Below are 17,252 nucleotides of genomic sequence, written 5' to 3'. Positions count from 1 at the left end.
GGCGGCGCCGGGCTCCCGTTTTGCGCTGCATGCCCCGTTCTGCGTATCCTTGGTGGGCTAGGAATAGCAATTGGAGACGTGCCAGAGCGGCCGAATGGGCTTCACTGCTAATGAAGTGTGGGGCACAACTCCACCGGGGGTTCAAATCCCCCCGTCTCCGCGTTTGGCCCCGGTCCTTGACCGGGGCCTTTTGCGTACCCGGGTTCTGGGTTCAGCCAGTCCGGCGTACGGACACGCAGCGCGCACCGTTAGCCCGCGGTGGCAGGATGGTTCAATGGCAGCAAGCAACGGCACGGACACGGAACCCAGCACTCATCAGGTGTGGAATCCCCGGCTTGCCCTGCTGGTAGCCGCAACCTTCTTCATGGAAATCCTCGACGGCACCATCCTGACCACCGCCATCCCCAGCATCGCCGCGGACCTGCGCGTGCCCGCCGCCGACGTCAACATCACCATGACCGCCTACCTCATGACCGTGGCCATGGGTATCCCGTTCAGCGGCTGGCTCGCCGAACGCATGGGGGCCCGCCGCGTGTTCTGCCTGGCGATCGCGCTGTTCACCCTGGCTTCTTTGGCCTGTGCCCTGAGCACCGACCTCACCATGCTGACCCTCAGCCGGATCCTCCAGGGCGCAGGCGGGGCCATGATGGTCCCGGTGGGGACGCTGGTGGTGCTCCGCGGAACACCCAAGTCAGAACTGCTGCGCGCCACAGCCTTCCTGGTGTGGCCGGCACTGCTCGCCCCCGTACTGGCTCCACTGGCGGGCGGGGCCCTGACCACTTACCTGTCCTGGCATTGGATCTTCCTCATCAATCTGCCGCTGGGTGTGGCAGCCTTCATCGCTGCCCTGCGGCTGGTCCCTACCGGCGCCGGAGACCGTCAGCGGCGGCTGGACTGGCTCGGGCTGATCCTCACCAGCGCGGGAGTTGGCGCCCTGGTGGTTGGCCTGGAACTGGCCACCGCCCACCCGGACGGGCCATGGGCAGCCCTGAGCGCAGCTGCAGGTGCAGCGGCCCTGGTTGCCGCGGTGCTGTGGATGAGGCGCGCCAGAACCCCGCTCTTTGACCTCACCGTCTTTTCCACCCGGACCTTCCGTGCCATGGCCACCGGTGGGTTTGTTTACCGGCTGACCATTACCTCGGTGCCGTTCCTGTTGCCGCTGATGTTCCAGGCCGGCTTCGGCTGGTCGCCGATCCACGCCGGAATCATGGTGGCCGCGGTTTTTGTCGGCAACATCGGCATCAAGCCGGCTACTACCCCGCTGATCAGGCGCTTCGGCTTCCGGGCCATGCTGGTCTTCGGCTCGCTGGCCTCCGCGGCAACCTTCGCCGCCTGCGCCCTGATCACTCCTGACACGCCGGAAGCCCTGATCTTCGCCTTGCTGGTCCTCAGCGGGGCATTCCGGTCAATCGGCTTCTCCGCCTACGCCTCGGTGCAGTATGCGGACATCGGGCCCGCCCAGCTCACCTCCGCCAACACCGTATCCGCCACGCTGGTGCAGCTGGCTGCAGGTGCCGGCATTGCGGTGGGCGCGCTCCTGATCCGCATTTTCGACGGCGTGGGCGCCTTCTCCGCAGATCCGGCCGGCCCGTACCGCGGGGCCTTCCTGACCATGGCTGTCCTGATGCTCCTCAGCACGGCGGACAGCCTGGCCCTTCACCGGCAGGCCGGTGCCGCCGTCAGCCGGCCTGGCCAAGAACAAGCGGAAGAACAGCCCCCGCACCCGCCCGCCGCAGGGCGCGTCCAGCCACGGTGACTGTCCAGCGGCTGTCCACGAGGTCATCAATCAGCATCACGCCCTGACCGCCCAGGGAAGCCAAAGCAGCCTCCAGCTCCGGGCCCACCACCACGCGGTCCCAGACGCCGGCCAAGCGGTACGCGCTGTTGCCGCCCCGGCTTCCCGTTGGTCCGCCATGGCCGAGGTCCAGCTCGCCCAGGTAGGGCATCCTGCCGATTTCCGAGATCCCCTGCGCAAGCGAGCGGACCAGTTCAGGTTTGCTGCGTGAGGGCATGCTGACGATTGCCGCCGGCCTGCCCGCACCGCTCCAACCCGGGTTCCGGCCAACAGGAGTTGCCCATTCGCGCAGGACCTGGACGCATGCCTGCAGCATGGCCGGATCGACCGGCCGGTCTTCTGCCCCGGCCGCGAAAATCCCACGCATCGCCCCGCCCCAGCCCAGATCGGTGAGCCTGGCCAGCACCCGGCCGTCCGTCAGTGATTCGTCGGGCTTGATTTTGCCTTTCACCGGAACGCCCAGGCGGTCCATGCCACTGGGCCACTGCAGGCGTGCCTCGAGCACGCCGCCGGCGCGGCTGAGGGTTTGCCCGGCGGCCGCGGTGGCGTCCTCGGCGATGTCCGCGGGGAACCAGCGGCCGGCACAGTTGTCGCACCGTCCGCAGGCGTGCGCCGTTTCGTCATCCAGAACCGAGGTGATGTACTCCATCCGGCAGCCGGCCGTGTCCTGGTAAATCACCATGGAGTCCTGCTCGTCCACCCGGGCTTCGGCAATGCGGCGGTAGCGTTCAGAATCGTAGAACCAGGGCTGGCCGGTGGACCGCCAGCCGCCGCCGACCCGTTCCACGGCACCGTCCACGGCCAGAACCTTGAGCAGCAGTTCCAGCGGCGTGCGGCGCAGGTCAACCCGCGCTTCCAAGGCAACCGTTGACACGGCCGTGCCTGCTTCAGCCAGGGCGGTCAGCACGGCACTGGCCTTCTCCTCGGAGGGCATGGAAGCAGTGGCGAAGTACTGCCAGATATCGCGGTCTTCCGAGCCGGGCAGCAGCAGCACGTCTGCGTTTGCCGCGCCACGGCCCGCACGCCCCACCTGCTGGTAGTAGGCCACCGGGGAAGACGGAGCCCCCAGGTGCACAACGAACCCAAGGTCCGGCTTGTCAAAGCCCATTCCCAGGGCGGAGGTGGCCACAAGCGCCTTCACCTGGTTGTCCTTGAGGAGCTGCTCAGCCCGTTCGCGGTCCGCAGGATCGGTCCGGCCCGTGTAGGCCTGCACCTCGTGACCCGCTTCGGCAAGAAGACGCGCCGTGTCTTCGGCAGCGGAGACTGTCAGGGTGTAGATGATGCCGCTGCCGGGGAGGTCGGCGAGATGGGTCAGGAGCCAGCCCAGCCGTTCGCGGGAGTTGGGCAGTGCCAGGACGCCCAGGCGCAGGGAGTCGCGGCCGAGGGTGCCGCGGATGGTCAGGACACCGGCGCCCAGCTGTTCCTCGATATCGTGGACCACCCGCGAATTGGCCGTTGCTGTGGTGGCAAGCACAGGCACGGAGTCAGGCAGCTGCGTGATGAGGTCCGCGATCCGCCGGTAGTCCGGCCGGAAGTCGTGGCCCCAGTCGGAAATGCAGTGGGCCTCGTCAATGACCAGCAGACCGGTCCGGCGGATGAGCTCCGGCAGCTGGTTTTCCCGGAATGAGGGGTTGGTGAGCCGTTCCGGCGAGACCAGGAGCACGTCCACCTCATCGGCCGCGAGCTGTTCCCGGACGGTGTCCCACTCCAGCTGGTTCGCGGAGTTGATTGCCACGGCCCGGACGCCGGCACGGGCGGCCGCGGCGACCTGGTCCCGCATCAGGGCCAGAAGCGGCGAGACGATCAGGGTGGGGCCTGCACCGCGGCGCCGGAGCAGCAGGGAGGCCACAAAGTACACTGCCGATTTTCCCCAACCGGTGCGCTGGACCACCAAAGCCCGCCGGCCGCCGTCGACCAGTGCTTCGATGGCTTCAAACTGCCCGTCGTGGAAGCCCGCTTCCGGATGCCCCACAAGTTCACGGAGGACCTTCAGCGCCTGGGTCCTGGTGGGACCGGAGTCAGCAGCAGCGGCGGGGCGAAGGGCGGTGTTCTGGGTATCGGCCATTGATTCAGTATCCCAGCCGCCACCGACAGCGAGGACCCGGAGGCCCACTATGTGGATACGGTCAGTGCTCCACTTCCCCTCAACAGGCACCTGTCCGCTTCCACGTAAGATAAGACCCGTGACTAGCGAACAGACAAAAACTTTTGACCTCTCGGCATCCTTCAAGGCCTACGACGTCCGGGGAATCGTGGGTGATTCCATCACGGCCGAAATCGTCGAAGCCGTCGGAGCCGCGTTCGTCGATGTCCTTGAGCTGGAAGGCCAGACTGTCCTCGTGGGCGGCGATATGCGCCCGTCCTCCCCCGAATTCAGCAAAGCGTTCGCAGACGGTGCCGCCACCCGCGGAGCCAACGTCCAGCTGCTGGACCTGATCTCCACCGACGAACTCTACTTCGCCTGCGGGTCACTGAACGCGGCCGGCGCAACGTTCACTGCCAGCCACAACCCCGCGGAGTACAACGGGATCAAGATGTCCAAGGCCGGTGCGCAGCCCATCTCCTCCGAATCCGGACTCAAGGAAATCCAGGCACTCGCCGAGCACTACCTCAACACCGGCTCCATCCCGGCAGCGCCCACACGCGGCCTGATCGGCGTCCACGATGTCCTCAAGGACTACGCCGTGTACCTGCGCAAGCTGGTGGATCTCTCCGGCTCCCGCCCGCTGAAGGTCGTGGTCGACGCCGGCAACGGCATGGCCGGCCTCACCACCCCGGCGGTTCTGGGCGACGCCCTCCTGCACAAGCTTCCGTTCGAGATCATCCCCCTCTACTTCGAGCTGGACGGTTCGTTCCCCAACCACCCGGCCAACCCCCTTGAGCCGGAAAACCTCCGTGACCTGCAGGCCGCTGTCCTCGCCCACGGCGCCGATATCGGACTGGCGTTCGACGGCGACGCCGACCGCTGCTTCGTCATTGACGAAAAGGGTGAGCCCGTTTCGCCGTCGGCCATCACCGGCATGGTGGCGCGCCGCGAAATTGCCCGCGCCCAGGCTCAGGGTGAGGCGAAGCCCACCATCATCCACAATCTGCTCACCTCCCGCGCAGTGCCGGAGCTTGTAGAGCACGATGGCGGCCGTGCGGTCCGCACCCGCGTGGGCCACTCCTTCATCAAGGCAGTCATGGCAGAGGAAGGCGCGGTGTTCGGCGGCGAGCACTCCGCCCACTTCTACTTCCGCGACTTCTGGAACGCTGACACAGGCATGCTGGCCGCCATGCACGTCCTGGCTGCCCTCGGGGAGCAGGACGGCCCGCTGTCCGAGCTCGGCCGCGAGTACGAGCCCTACGTTTCCTCCGGTGAGGTCAACTCCGAGATCGACGACAAGGCCGCAGCCGTTGAGCGGGTCCGGGCAGATTTTGCCGCGGAAGACATCACCATCGACACCATGGACGGCAGCACGTTCACGGCAAACGACGGCAGCTACTGGTTCAACCTGCGTCCTTCCAACACCGAGCCCTTCCTCCGCCTGAACGTGGAAGCAACGGACCGTCCCACCATGGAACGTGTTCGCGACCGCGTGCTCTCCAATGTCCGGCGCTAAACCGTACGTGGACTCCAACGCCTCCAGTGGCTCCGCGGATACCCCTGTGGAAACCCCGTCCTGGCGGGACAGCGTCCCGGAAGCCACTGCCACGGACCTTGAAAACCTGTTGGGCACGGGCATCGGCGCGGCCCAGGAACAGCTGCAGCGGAACGGCGGGTTCCTGCCGTTCGCCCTGGTGGTGGAAAACGACGGTGAAGTCCGGCTGATGGCCGTCACCCCCGCTGACGCCAAGGACGGTTCGGATGCCGACTTCGACGCCGACTCGATGATCAGCGACCTCACCGAACTGCTCCGCCAGAACAGGGGTGAGTTCCGCGCCGCGGCGGTGGTCTGCGACATCCTCCTGGTGGAGGAGGACTCGGACGCCATCCATGTGGCTACCGAACACAGGGACGGCTCCCTTTTTGCGGCTGTGCTGCCATATAAACCCAACACGGAGTCCCCCCACGAATGGGAGTTCGGCCAGCTGGCAGCTGATTCCAGCGAACCCGCCATCTGGGTGGACTAGACCTCCGCTAGGTTGATGACATGAGACTCAATGCCTTTGCGGACGTAAGCCTGCGGGCAATGATGGTGCTCGCCGCAGCCCCGGACGGTAACCTGCTGACCACGCAGAGCATCGCCAACGCTGTGGGCACCCCGTACAACCACGTCAGCAAAGCCATGGCCAGGCTCCGTGAGCTGGGCATGATTGACGTCGAGCGGGGCCGGAACGGCGGCTCGAGGCTCAGCGCGGTGGGCCACACGGCAACGGTGGGCCAGCTGTTGCGGCTCTTGAATACCCGTGCAGACCCGGCGGACTGCCACACCCTGAATGGCGAATGCCCGCTCATCAATGAGTGCCGGCTGCGCGGCGCCTTGGCCCGTGCCCGGGAGGCTTTCTACCGGGAGCTCGATCCGCTGGTTATTGCCGAACTTCCCAGCTTCCGGCAGATGGCGCCCGTCTTTGCCATGATCGGGCTGCGGCCCGGCCTCTAAGTCCCGAAGCCCCGCACGTCACCGATTTGATTCGAAATTCTACAAGGTGTAGAACTTTGGATATGAATACTCGCATTGCAAATACGAGTATTGAATACGGCCGGATGAACGCCCGGTCCCTACATCAGGAGTACGCATGCTCTCGGACAAGTCCCGCCCAGTCATTGAGGCAACGCTGCCGCTCGTCGGCTCGCGGATCGGAGCCATCACCCCCAACTTCTATTCCAGGCTGTTCGCCGCTCATCCCGAACTGCTTGACGGGCTCTTCTCCCGTTCCAACCAGCGCTCGGGCAACCAGCAGCAGGCCCTGGCCGGAAGCATCGCCGCCTTCGCAACCCACCTGGTTAGTAATCCCGGCACTCTTCCCGAGACCGTGCTCGCCCGCATCGCCCACCGGCACGCGTCCCTCGGAATCACCGAACCGCAGTACCAGGTGGTCTATAAGCACCTCTTCGATGCCATCGCCGAAGACCTGGCCGAGGTCATCACGCCGGCAATCGCCGAGGCTTGGACCGAGGTCTACTGGCTGATGGCGGACGCTTTGATCAAGCTGGAGAAAGGCCTCTACGCTGCGCAGGCCAACGGCAAGATGTGGAGCCCCTGGAGGGTCGCAGCAAAGACGGCCGCCGGCACCGGTTCCATGACGTTCACCCTGGAACCCGCCGACGACACCCCCATAACACCGGCCCTCCCGGGCCAGTACGTCAGCGTGAAAGTGACCCTGCCGGACGGCCTGCGCCAGGTCCGCCAGTACTCGCTGTCCGGCGAAGCCGGCACAAGCCGCAGCTTCACCACAAAGAAGGACGACGGCGGCGAAGTCTCGCCCGTGTTGCACAACAGCGTCGAGGTGGGCGACGTCCTGGACATTTCCAACCCCTACGGCGAAATCACGCTCAAGGAAGGCGACGGCCCTGTGGTCCTGGCCTCGGCCGGAATCGGCTGCACGCCCACCGCGTCCATCCTGCGCTCCTTGGCCGATTCCGGCTCGGACCGCCAGGTGTTGGTCCTGCATGCTGAAAGCGACCTGGAAAGCTGGGCCCTCCGCAGCCAGATGACCGATGACGTCGAACGCCTCGACGGGGCCGATCTTCAGCTCTGGCTCGAGCGCCCGGTCGCCGGGACCAAGGAAGGCTTTATGTCCCTTCGCGAAGTGGATCTTCCGGCCGACGCCTCGCTGTACCTGTGCGGGCCGCTGCCGTTTATGAAGAACATCCGCAACGAGGCCATCAACGCCGGCATCCCCGCTACCCGGATCCACTACGAAGTGTTCGGCCCCGACATCTGGCTCGCCAGCTAGAAAGCGTACGACGACGGCCCCGCACCTTTTCGAAAAAGGTGCGGGGCCGTCGTCGTACTTTAGGGGTTTCAGCCCAGGCGTGCCTTCAATGAGGCAAGCTCGGAGGTCAGTGCCTCGGGCAGGGAGTCACCGAACCTGGCGTACCACTCCTCGATGGAAGCCAGTTCAGCGGCCCATTCCCCGGGATCAACGCGCACGGCGTCCTCCACGTCGGCGTGGGTCAGGTCCAGTCCGGTGAGGTCCAGCGAGTCGCCGGTCGGAACAAAGCCGATGGGGGTCTCCACAGCGGCGGCCTTGCCTTCGATGCGCTCGATGGCCCACTTGAGGACGCGGGCGTTATCACCAAAGCCAGGCCAGGCAAATCCGCCGTCAGCTGTCCGGCGGAACCAGTTGACCAGGAAGATCTTGGGCAGCCGCGCCGGGTTGGCCTTGGAGGAAACGCTGATCCAGTGCTTGAGGTAGTCACCGGCGTCGTAGCCGATGAACGGCAGCATGGCCATCGGGTCGCGGCGGAGCACGCCCACCTGGCCGGCAGCAGCTGCTGTGGTCTCCGAGGACAGCGTGGAGCCCATGAAAATGCCGTTGGTCCAGTCGCGGGCCTGGGTTACCAGGGGCACCGTGGTCTTGCGGCGGCCGCCGAAGAGGATGGCAGAGAGCTCCACACCATCGGGGCTGTTGTATTCCTCGGCCAGCATGTCGATCTGGGAAATTGGCGTGCAGAAGCGCGAGTTGGGATGTGCGGCTGGCTTGTCCGAGTCCGGGGTCCACGAGTTGCCCTGCCAGTCGGTCAGGTGGGCGGGAACCTCATCGGTCATACCCTCCCACCACACGCCGCCCTCGTCCGTGAGTGCAACGTTGGTGAAGATGCTGTGGCCCTTGGCGATGGCGCGCATGGCGTTGGGGTTGGTGCCCCAGCCGGTGCCGGGGGCTACGCCGAACAGGCCGGCCTCGGGGTTGGTGGCGCGGAGTTCGCCTTCCTTGCCGATCCGCATCCAGGTGATGTCATCACCCAGGGTTTCGACCTTCCAGCCTTCGATGGTGGGATCGAGGAGCGCGAGGTTGGTCTTGCCGCAGGCGGACGGGAAGGCCGCAGAGACGTAGTACTTCTTCTGCTCCGGGGAGGTCAGCTTGAGGATGAGCATATGCTCGGCCAACCAGCCTTCATCGCGTGCCATCACGGAAGCGATGCGGAGGGCGTAGCACTTCTTGCCCAGCAGGGCGTTTCCGCCGTAGCCGGAGCCGAAGGACCAGATGGAGCGCTCTTCGGGGAAGTGGACAATCCACTTGTCCGGGTTGCAGGGCCAGGCGACGTCCTTCTGGCCCTCCGCGAGCGGAGCACCCAGGGAGTGGAGTGCCGGAACGAAGAAGGCGTTGGTCTCGGTGATCTTGTCCAGTACCGCCGTTCCGATATTGGCCATGATGCGCATGGATGCGACCACGTAGGCGCTGTCCGTGATTTCGACGCCGAATTTGGGATCCTCAGCGTCGAGGTGGCCCATAACAAACGGGATCACGTACATGGTGCGGCCGCGCATGGAGCCTGTGAACAGGCCACGCAGCTTTTCCTTCATCTCGGTGGGCGCCATCCAGTTGTTGGTGAAGCCGGCGTCGCGTTCGTTCTCGGAGCAGATGAAGGTCTGCTCTTCCACCCGGGCCACGTCTGCGGGGTCCGAGAAAGCTGCGAAAGAGTCCGGGAAGAGCTCCTGGTTCAGCCGGGTCAGTGTTCCCGCGGCGACCAGTTCGTCCGTGAGCCGGGTGTTCTCTTCTTCGGAGCCGTCAACCCAGTGGATGCGGTCCGGCTGCGTGAGCTCCGCAACCTCTTCGACCCATGCGAGCAGTGCTGCATGTGTGGTGGGTGCTTTCTCAAGCAGCGGCTGTTGTGCCAGATCGCCCATTGCGGTTCCCTTCCTCGGGTTCGTCGGTGTGTCCTAAATGCTATTGGGCCGCCCGGGCCTGATTTTCTGGCCCACGCTGCAACTTCGTGCGCGTTTGAGCGAGAAACCGCGCAAAACCAAGGGAGGAACGTGCAAAACCATGAAATTAAGTGACAAAGGTCACCTAGACCGGTCTAGTCGTCGACATTACATGCTTCTCGATTTGGCAGGAGGTGCCAGCCTCGCGTAAAGTAATTCGAGGTTCGGGGAGCGAGATACTCCGCGAAACACAAGATGCGCCCATAGCTCAGCTGGATAGAGCGTCTGTCTACGGAACAGAAGGCCGGGGGTTCGAATCCCTCTGGGCGCACATCCTAAAGACCCGCACCGGTTCGCCGGCGCGGGTCTTTTGCTTTAATCCAGCGAACCCCTGGAACCCCGCATGCCCCGGCGTAGGCTGGACCAATGACCACTCAGGCTCTGACCCGCGAATTTGACGTCATCGTGCTGGGCGCCGGCGCCGCAGGAGAAAATGTGGCGGACCGGGTGGTCCAGGGCGGTCTGACTGCGGTCCTCGTGGAGGCCGAACTGGTGGGCGGTGAGTGCTCGTACTGGGCCTGCATCCCCTCGAAGGCCCTGCTCCGCTCCGGTACCGCCCTGCATGGCGCCCAAACGGTTCCAGGGGCGGCGGAAGCGGTCACCCGAACCCTGGATGTGGCCGCGGTCCTCAAGCGCAGGGACTACTTCACCGGCAACTGGCAGGATGACGGGCAAGTGAAGTGGGTGGAGGACACCGGAATTGAACTGATCAGGGGCCACGGCTGGATCACCGGGAAGCGCTCGGTTGAAGTAGCCGGACTGGACGGTAACTCCTACGAACTCACGGCGCGTCACGCCGTCGTCCTTGCCACCGGCTCAACCCCCACCATGCCGCCCATCCAAGGGCTGGCCGATCTGCAGGTCTGGGGTACCCGGGACGCCACCTCAGCCAAAGAGGTGCCCGGCCGGCTGGCAGTGGTGGGCGGCGGGGTGGCCGGGACAGAACTGGCCCAGGCCTTCGCCCGGCTGGGCTCGGCCGTGACCCTGGTGGCCAGGAGTGGCCTGCTGCGCAGCTTTCCGGCTGAGGCGTCGAATCTCGTAGCAGCCGGGCTACGGGCTGACGGTGTGGAGATCCGCCTCAACACCACGACGGAAACCGTCCGGGAAAACAACGACGGCACCTTTGAACTGACCCTGGGCGAGCAAAACCCCGACGATCTGAACCCCGACGGCGAGAACACGGGCGGTCAGGACACCGGCAAACAGAGGACCGTCACCGTTGACAAGGTCCTGGTCTCCACCGGCCGGCATCCTGCCCTCGAGGGTCTTGGCCTGGAAAGCCTCGGCTTCACCGCTCAGGACGGCAATGCCTTGACGCTCACCACCGATTCGACGGGCCTGGTCCAAGGAGCCCCAGGCAACGACTCCTGGCTCTACGCCGTGGGCGACGCCGCCGGCGGCAACTTCTTCACCCACCAGGGCAAGTACGAGGCCCGGGCCACCGGGGACGCCATTGCAGCACGGGCCAAAGGCGAACTCCGCGGCACCCCGGAAGCCTGGAGCCGCTACGCCCACACCGCCAACGAACACGCCGTCCCGCGTGTGGTGTTCACGGATCCGGAACTCGCCACCGTGGGGCGCACGCTGCAGCAAGCCCGCGAGGATGGCTACAACGCCTCATCCGTGGAACTTCCCATCGAGGTTTCCGGCGCGTCCCTGCGGTCAGACCACTACGAGGGCTGGGCGCAACTGGTTATCGACGAGGACCGGAGGGTGCTTCTGGGCGCCACGTTCGCCGGCCCGGAGGTGGCCGAACTGCTGCACGCCGCCACCATCGCCGTGGTGGGCGAAATCCCGCTGGAGCGGCTATGGCATGCGGTGCCGTCGTTCCCCACGGTCAGCGAAGTGTGGCTGAGACTGCTGGAGAAGTACGGCCTCTAGGTTCTATTTGGACTGACCGGTCAGTTTAGTTAGACTGGGAGCAGATAGCTTCCTGCGAAAGGTCATCTTTGCTCTCCGCTCAGCAACTCCTTGTGAAAGGCCGGCGCGGCGACCTCCTTCCGCCCACCTCCTTACGCGCCGGCCGCGGCGGCCTGCTCCTAGTCACCGGCGGACGCCAGGACCAGCGGACCGCCCTTGCCTTGGCCGTCAGTGGACGCATGAAACCCACCGGCGGGCGCATCCTGTGGGATGGCAGCCCCGGCACCAAGGCCCTCCGCCTCGCCAGCGCCCTGGTCGATTCACCCCGTGTGAACGAACCGGAGGAACACCTCAGCGTGCGCGACCTCGTCACCGAGGACCTCGCCCTGATCCCCCGCCGTTACCGGGGGACGCTGCTCAGCAAGCCCTGGCTGAAGGTCAACAGGTTCGAGGACATTGCGGATCTGTGGACCGAACAGCTGCCGCCGGACCGCAGGATGGAGCTGCTGACAGCCCTCGCTCTGGCCAACCCGCACACAGACCTCCTGGTGGTGGATTCCCCGGACCGCCACAGCGCCCACGCGGCGGATTGGCTCCCGCGGCTTGAACAGCTGGCGTACGACGGCGGCCGGCCGCTCGCCGTCGTCGTCACCGTTGCTGCCCTCCCGGCGGGGTGGAAGGGACCGGCAGCAGTGATCGGCAACTCGGTCCACCACCCCGGGGGCGTTCCGGCCAGGACGCCCGAAAGCGATCTCCGACTCGAAACCGAGGATGCCAAGTGACTGTCCTGCGGCTCGCCCGTTCCGAACTCAAGCGGATGACCGGCGGGCTGCTGCCCAAGCTGACCATTCTGGCGCTGATCATGGTGCCGCTGCTCTACGGGGCCGTGTACCTGTACGCCAACTGGAATCCCTATGGGAACCTGAACCAGATCGATGCCGCCCTGGTGGTCGAAGATACCGGCGCCACGTCCGGCGATGGCACCGAACTTCAGGCCGGCAGGAAGGTGGCGGACGGACTGGTGGACGGCAACGTCTTCAACTGGACGCCGGTAGGCACTGCAGCCGAGGCCGATGAGGGAGTCAGCAGCGGCAAGTACGCCTTCGCACTGAAGATCCCGCACGACTTCTCCACCAACCTCGTCTCCCCCGGCAGCTTCGATTCGGCCAGCCAGGCCATGCTGAACGTCACCACCAACGATGCCAACAACTACCTGCTGAGCACCATCGTGGACAAGCTGACCACCGCCGTGCACACCACCGTGGCCAAGGAGGTGGGCGAAGAGACCGCCAACCAGTTGCTCACCGGTTTCGGCACCATCCATGCCCAGATGCTCGAGGCGGCCGGCGGGGCGGGGCAACTTGCCGACGGTGTCGCGTCCCTCCGCGACGGCACCACCGCCCTGCATACGGGCACCAGCGAGCTGAAAAACGGCGCAGGGGAACTGTACGCAGGGCAGCTGAAACTCCGGGATGGGGCAAACCAGCTGACCGACGGCGCCGGGCAGCTCAGCAGCGGGCTTTCGGTGCTCAAGGACAAGACAGCCACCCTGCCGACGGATTCGCAGACGCTCGCCAACGGCGCAGCCCAGGTGGCTGCCGGAAACGCCCAGCTGAACACGAAGATCCAGGGCGTCGTCACCCAGCTCGACGCCGCCGGCCAGGGGTTCCGGACACGGGTCAGCGAATCGAACGCCCGCCTGGTGGCCGAGCAGGTCATCACCCAGGCGCAGGCGGACAGCATCCTTGCCGACTTTGACACCGCAGCAGCCTCCGGCCCGGTATCCGTAGCTAAGACCACCATCCAAACCGATGCGGCGCAGATCCAGCAACTGGCAGACGGCTCCGAAGCCGTGAGTGTGGGTGCGGCCCAGCTCGCTGCAGCTACCCCGGCCCTCAAGGACGCCATTGGCCAGGCCTCGGCAGGCGCCGACCAGCTGCACACCGGCGCAGCCACGCTGGCCACCGGGCAGCAGACAGCCCTCGACGGCGCCGGACGCCTGGCGGACGGAGCAGAGACGCTCGACGCCGGCGCGGGGCAGGTTGAGGCGGGGACCCGCACCGCCGCGGAGGGCTCCCGGACGCTGGCCGACCAAATTTCCAAGGGTGCGGGACAGGTGCCCAACCCTGACGACTCGCAAAAAAGCAGCCTGTCGCAGGTGATCGCCGATCCCGTTGCCGTCAGCAATGTCTCCCAGGCCAAGGCAGACTCCTACGGTGCAGGGCTGGCGCCGTTTTTCCTGACCCTCGCTTTGTGGATCGGCATCTTCATGCTGATCCAGGCCATGCGGCCCATCACCCAGCGGGCCCTGGCGTCAAATGCCCCCGCCTGGAAAATCGCCGTCGGGGGCTGGCTTCCGTTCCTTGCCGTTTCAGTGGTGCAAGCAAGCCTGCTGACTCTGGTGGTTGATCTGGCCCTCGGCCTGAACCCGGCGCATCCGGTGCTGATGTGGCTCTTTATGCTGGCCGCGGCCATGGCGTTCAGTGCCATCATCCAGGGCGTAGTGGCTTTGCTGGGATCGCCTGGAAAGCTTGTGGTGCTGATCCTGCTGGTGCTGCAGCTGGTGTCCTCCGGTGGAACCTTCCCCTGGCAGACCACGCCGCAGCCGCTGCATGTGGTGCACCAGGTCCTGCCGATGGGCTACGTGGTGACGGGCATGCGGCACCTGATCTACGGCGCTGACCTGTCCATGATCCTGCCCACCGTGATGGGCCTGCTCGGCTACACCTTGCTGGGGGCGGCCATGTCCACGCTTGCGGTGCGGAAGCACAAATACTGGACCCTCAAGTCGCTGAAGCCGGAGATCGCGGTATGAGCCGCGGAACCGGGGCTGGGACCGGAATCGGGGCCGCGGCCGGGGCGGGTCCTGCCGACAAGAAGCTGCGCCCGGAACGCACTAATGCCACGCGTCAAAAGCTGTTCGAGGCGTCGATGGAACTGATCGGCGAACGTGGCACCGCCGGCGTGACCATGGACGAGATCGCCGCGGCGGCGGGGGTGTCCAAGGGCACTGTCTATTACAACTTCGGCAGCAAATCGGATCTGATTGCCCAACTGCTCCGGCACGGCGTGGACATCCTGAAGGAACGCCTGCTGACCGAGCAGGGCGAAGCTGCGGCCGATCCTTTGGTGTCGATGGAGGCGATGATCGGGCAGGCCATGGATTTTATGGCGGAGTACCCGTCCTTCGCGCGGCTGTGGGTAAGCGAGAACTGGCGTATCCCCAGCGAATGGCAGGACACGTTTGCCGTCCTCCGTGCGGAGCTGCTCGCAGTGATCGGCGCAGCCATCGATAAGGTGGCCGCTGTTCATCCTGTGGACGTGGGCGTTTCGCGCGGCAGCCTGGAGACAGCAATCTTCGGTGCCTGCTTTGTGGTGGGGCTGGACCGCCAGACCTATAACCCGGAGCGCACCCGTGACCAAAGCGTTGCAGCAATCATGGCAATTATGCGCGGCTACGTCGTTAAGTAGCTTTTGGCTCAGCGATGATTGATCACATGCGTCACATGGGGAACAGCGGAAAGCTCGCCTTGGTCACGGCCGTGGTGGCGCTGCTCATGCTGGTTTTGACGGCCGTCACCCTCGAAGAGCCGGTCATGTTCACATTCCTCGGACTGCTGGCCCTGGCCTATGCCGCGGCACTCTTTGAAGTTCTCTCGAGGCGCCGGTACGCCGTAGCTGTGGCGGTTGGCGTGGGCACCAGCCTGACCCTGGCCTTTTCGCTGGCCTTCGTCAGCACCTGGGAACTCGCGTACGCCAACCAGTCCTCGATTATTGGTACGCCGCTGCCCACGGGAGACCCCGACAATTATTTCTTTCTTGCCGGCGGCTCTGCAATCGTCACGCTGGTGGTCCTGTTCCTTGGGGCGGCGTGGCCCGCCGTCAGGGGGCCGGGGGTTGCACGGCGGAAGCCCTCGGCGGCCAAGCGGCGGCCCGCTTCCTCTTCCCGCCGGCCCGCGGCCAGGTTTCCCGCTGGCAGTGGGTCAGCAGCACGAGGTTCAGCAACGCGGAGTTCAGCAACGCGGGGTTCAGCAACGCGGGGTTCAGCAACACGGGGTTCAGCAACGCAGGGTTCAGCAACGCAGGGGACGGGAGCCCGGACCGCTGCGGGTCAGGGTTCGTCCGGGTCCCGCGCTCCGGCGCGCCTGCCCGGGGCGGCAGCGAAGCGGCCCGCATCGTCAGCCTCCCCGGTTCGCAAACCGGCACCCAAGCCGGGATCCAAAGCCCCGTCCCGCCGCTGACCGGGCCTGCGGCTTACGGTGAGCACCGCCGTCGCCACCCCGCCCAGGAGGAGCAGACCGCCCAGCAGCTCGGCCGGCGCAGGCACCTCCCCCAGAACGAGCCACGCGGCGGTCATTCCCACCACCGGCACCAGCAGCGTGAAAGGGACCACGGCCGAGGACGGGTAGCGGGCCAGCAGCCAGTTCCAGATCCCGTACCCCACCAGCGACCCGAAGATGGCGGTGTACAACGCGCTCAAAAGCGTTACCGGCTGCAGGTCCCCCAGCGCCCCCAGCACGGCCTCCGGCCCGTCGACCAGGAAGGACAGTCCGGCCAGGGGAACCGGCACAACGGCACCGGACCAGACCACCAGCCCCAGCCCTGAGGCGGCTTTCGCCTGCCGGGCAATAACGTTTCCGGCGGCCCAGGACAGCGCCGCTCCGAGCACAATGATGAGCGGGAGCAACGGTGCCACAGCACTGCGGCCCAAAGCCACCACGGCCAGCCCGGCAACGCCCAGGACGACGCCGGCCAGCTGACGGCGGGTGGGCCGCTCCCCGAGGAACATGGCGGCCAAGAGAACCGTCAGGAGAACCTGCGCCTGCAGCACCAGGGAAGCAATGCCGGCGGGCATGCCCACCGCCATGGCCACATAGAGGAGACCGAACTGGCCCGCGCTCATAAAGAGTCCGACGCCAACGATCGCCTTCCAGCTGACGGCCGGCTTCCTGATGAAGAAAATCAGCGGAAAGACCACCAGGATGAACCGCATGGCCACAAACAGGAGCGGCGGAACTTCATGCTCGCCCGCGTGCAGGCCAAGGTCGATAGCCACGAAGTTCAGGCCCCAGAGCACGGCGACCAGGAGGGCAAGGAAGGAGTGGCGGAGGTTCACCCGTCCAACTATTGCAGACGGTGGCAGCCGGGGTTGTGCCGGCTTCGTGGTCAGTGCGCCCTTGGCACCTTGAACTTGGTCAGCCGGGCGTCCTGCCCGTCCAGTTCGGCCCAGGATTTTTCCGTCTCCAGCACCGTGAGCGCGCTGGTGGGATAGCGGGTGGCAGCGTCCATGTAGGCGTCGTGGTTGGAGTCGCGGGAAGCAAGATGCATGGCGAGGTCCTGGACTCCGGGCATGTGCGAGATCAGCATCAGGGTGGTGACGGTGTCCGGGACATGGTTGACCACTGTGAGCATGCGAAGCGCGGAGGCGGCGTACAAACCATCCTCGAGCTTCGGCGTCGGGGCCTTGTCCCCCAGTTCGGAGCAGACCCACGTGCACGTCTGGCGGGTGCGGAGCGCGCTGGAGCACAGGATGAAGTCCGGCACGATGCCGTGTTTAACCAGCCATTTCCCGGCCAGCGGCGCCTCCCGGTGGCCACGCTCCTCCAACGGCCGTTCGTGATCAGCCACACCGCCGGGCCAATCGGCTTTGGAGTGTCGCATGATCACCAGGCGCTTAATATGGTGCTCGCTCATCCCCCAAGCCTAGCGCCGCAGCAGAAACCCGCTGTTGCGTCGCTGAAGTC

At 65.8% G+C, this 17,252-nt stretch carries 13 protein-coding genes and 2 tRNA genes; 11 read left to right on the top strand and 4 right to left on the bottom strand.

The genetic code is table 11. From position 1 onward, the window contains the following. Positions 1 to 72: 72 nt before the first annotated feature. Positions 73 to 160, top strand: a tRNA-Ser gene (locus ACP7AX_RS17060). 114 nt (positions 161 to 274) lie between these two features. Then, positions 275 to 1,756, top strand: a complete 1,482-nt coding sequence (locus ACP7AX_RS17055; RefSeq protein WP_426228100.1) for an MFS transporter — start codon at positions 275 to 277, stop codon at positions 1,754 to 1,756. Here the strand turns inward: ACP7AX_RS17055 and ACP7AX_RS17050 are convergent. Then, a complete protein-coding gene (locus ACP7AX_RS17050) occupies positions 1,680 to 3,860 on the bottom strand; it encodes a RecQ family ATP-dependent DNA helicase (protein ID WP_426228098.1) in 2,181 nt (726 codons plus the stop codon). The genes ACP7AX_RS17055 and ACP7AX_RS17050 overlap by 77 nt on opposite strands. 118 nt (positions 3,861 to 3,978) lie before the next feature. Between ACP7AX_RS17050 and ACP7AX_RS17045 the strand changes: the two genes are divergently transcribed. The 4 genes from ACP7AX_RS17045 (at position 3,979) to ACP7AX_RS17030 (ending at position 7,675) form a co-directional block, all read left to right on the top strand. Continuing rightward, positions 3,979 to 5,397 carry a phosphomannomutase/phosphoglucomutase gene (locus tag ACP7AX_RS17045; protein WP_426228096.1) on the top strand — a complete coding sequence of 473 codons (1,419 nt, stop codon included), beginning with the start codon at positions 3,979 to 3,981 and terminating at the stop codon, positions 5,395 to 5,397. Continuing rightward, complete coding sequence (locus ACP7AX_RS17040) at positions 5,384 to 5,908, top strand: hypothetical protein (protein ID WP_426228094.1); 525 nt, start codon at positions 5,384 to 5,386, stop codon at positions 5,906 to 5,908. The genes ACP7AX_RS17045 and ACP7AX_RS17040 overlap by 14 nt, the downstream gene beginning before the upstream one ends. A gap of 20 nt (positions 5,909 to 5,928) precedes the next feature. Then, on the top strand, positions 5,929 to 6,378 hold the full coding sequence (locus ACP7AX_RS17035) for an Rrf2 family transcriptional regulator (RefSeq protein WP_131684969.1): 450 nt from the start codon (positions 5,929 to 5,931) through the stop codon (positions 6,376 to 6,378). A gap of 136 nt (positions 6,379 to 6,514) precedes the next feature. Further along, positions 6,515 to 7,675 (top strand): globin domain-containing protein, encoded by a 1,161-nt coding sequence (locus tag ACP7AX_RS17030; RefSeq protein WP_426228092.1) that lies wholly within the window; start codon positions 6,515 to 6,517, stop codon positions 7,673 to 7,675. Positions 7,676 to 7,743: 68 nt separating this feature from the next. On the opposite strand, the gene ACP7AX_RS17025 is transcribed toward ACP7AX_RS17030, so the two are convergent. Next, a complete protein-coding gene (locus ACP7AX_RS17025) occupies positions 7,744 to 9,570 on the bottom strand; it encodes a phosphoenolpyruvate carboxykinase (GTP) (protein WP_426228090.1) in 1,827 nt (608 codons plus the stop codon). Positions 9,571 to 9,845: 275 nt separating this feature from the next. On the opposite strand from ACP7AX_RS17025, the gene ACP7AX_RS17020 reads away from it, so the two are divergent. From ACP7AX_RS17020 to ACP7AX_RS17000, 5 genes are all read left to right on the top strand, one after another. Then, positions 9,846 to 9,919, top strand: a tRNA-Arg gene (locus ACP7AX_RS17020). A 95-nt stretch (positions 9,920 to 10,014) separates the two neighbouring features. After that, positions 10,015 to 11,529 (top strand): dihydrolipoyl dehydrogenase family protein, encoded by a 1,515-nt coding sequence (locus tag ACP7AX_RS17015; protein ID WP_426228088.1) that lies wholly within the window; start codon positions 10,015 to 10,017, stop codon positions 11,527 to 11,529. 68 nt (positions 11,530 to 11,597) lie between these two features. Then, positions 11,598 to 12,290, top strand: coding sequence for an ABC transporter ATP-binding protein (locus ACP7AX_RS17010; protein WP_426228086.1), 693 nt, complete (start codon positions 11,598 to 11,600; stop codon positions 12,288 to 12,290). Next, positions 12,287 to 14,323 (top strand): YhgE/Pip family protein, encoded by a 2,037-nt coding sequence (locus tag ACP7AX_RS17005; RefSeq protein ID WP_426228084.1) that lies wholly within the window; start codon positions 12,287 to 12,289, stop codon positions 14,321 to 14,323. Before ACP7AX_RS17010 ends, ACP7AX_RS17005 begins: the two co-directional genes overlap by 4 nt. After that, positions 14,320 to 14,979 carry a TetR/AcrR family transcriptional regulator gene (locus ACP7AX_RS17000; protein ID WP_426228082.1) on the top strand — a complete coding sequence of 220 codons (660 nt, stop codon included), beginning with the start codon at positions 14,320 to 14,322 and terminating at the stop codon, positions 14,977 to 14,979. The genes ACP7AX_RS17005 and ACP7AX_RS17000 overlap by 4 nt, the downstream gene beginning before the upstream one ends. 640 nt (positions 14,980 to 15,619) lie before the next feature. Here the strand turns inward: ACP7AX_RS17000 and ACP7AX_RS16995 are convergent. Next, positions 15,620 to 16,624 (bottom strand): EamA family transporter, encoded by a 1,005-nt coding sequence (locus tag ACP7AX_RS16995; protein ID WP_426228080.1) that lies wholly within the window; start codon positions 16,622 to 16,624, stop codon positions 15,620 to 15,622. Between the two features lie 50 nt (positions 16,625 to 16,674). Next, positions 16,675 to 17,202 (bottom strand): SixA phosphatase family protein, encoded by a 528-nt coding sequence (locus tag ACP7AX_RS16990; RefSeq protein ID WP_426228078.1) that lies wholly within the window; start codon positions 17,200 to 17,202, stop codon positions 16,675 to 16,677. Positions 17,203 to 17,252 lie beyond the last annotated feature (50 nt).

It is taken from the genome of Pseudarthrobacter sp. DSP2-3-2b1 (genome assembly GCF_049895945.1).
GTDB lineage: Bacteria > Actinomycetota > Actinomycetes > Actinomycetales > Micrococcaceae > Arthrobacter.
Note: the sequence above shows the minus strand (reverse complement) of the source record. Positions and strands in the feature narration are given on the sequence as shown.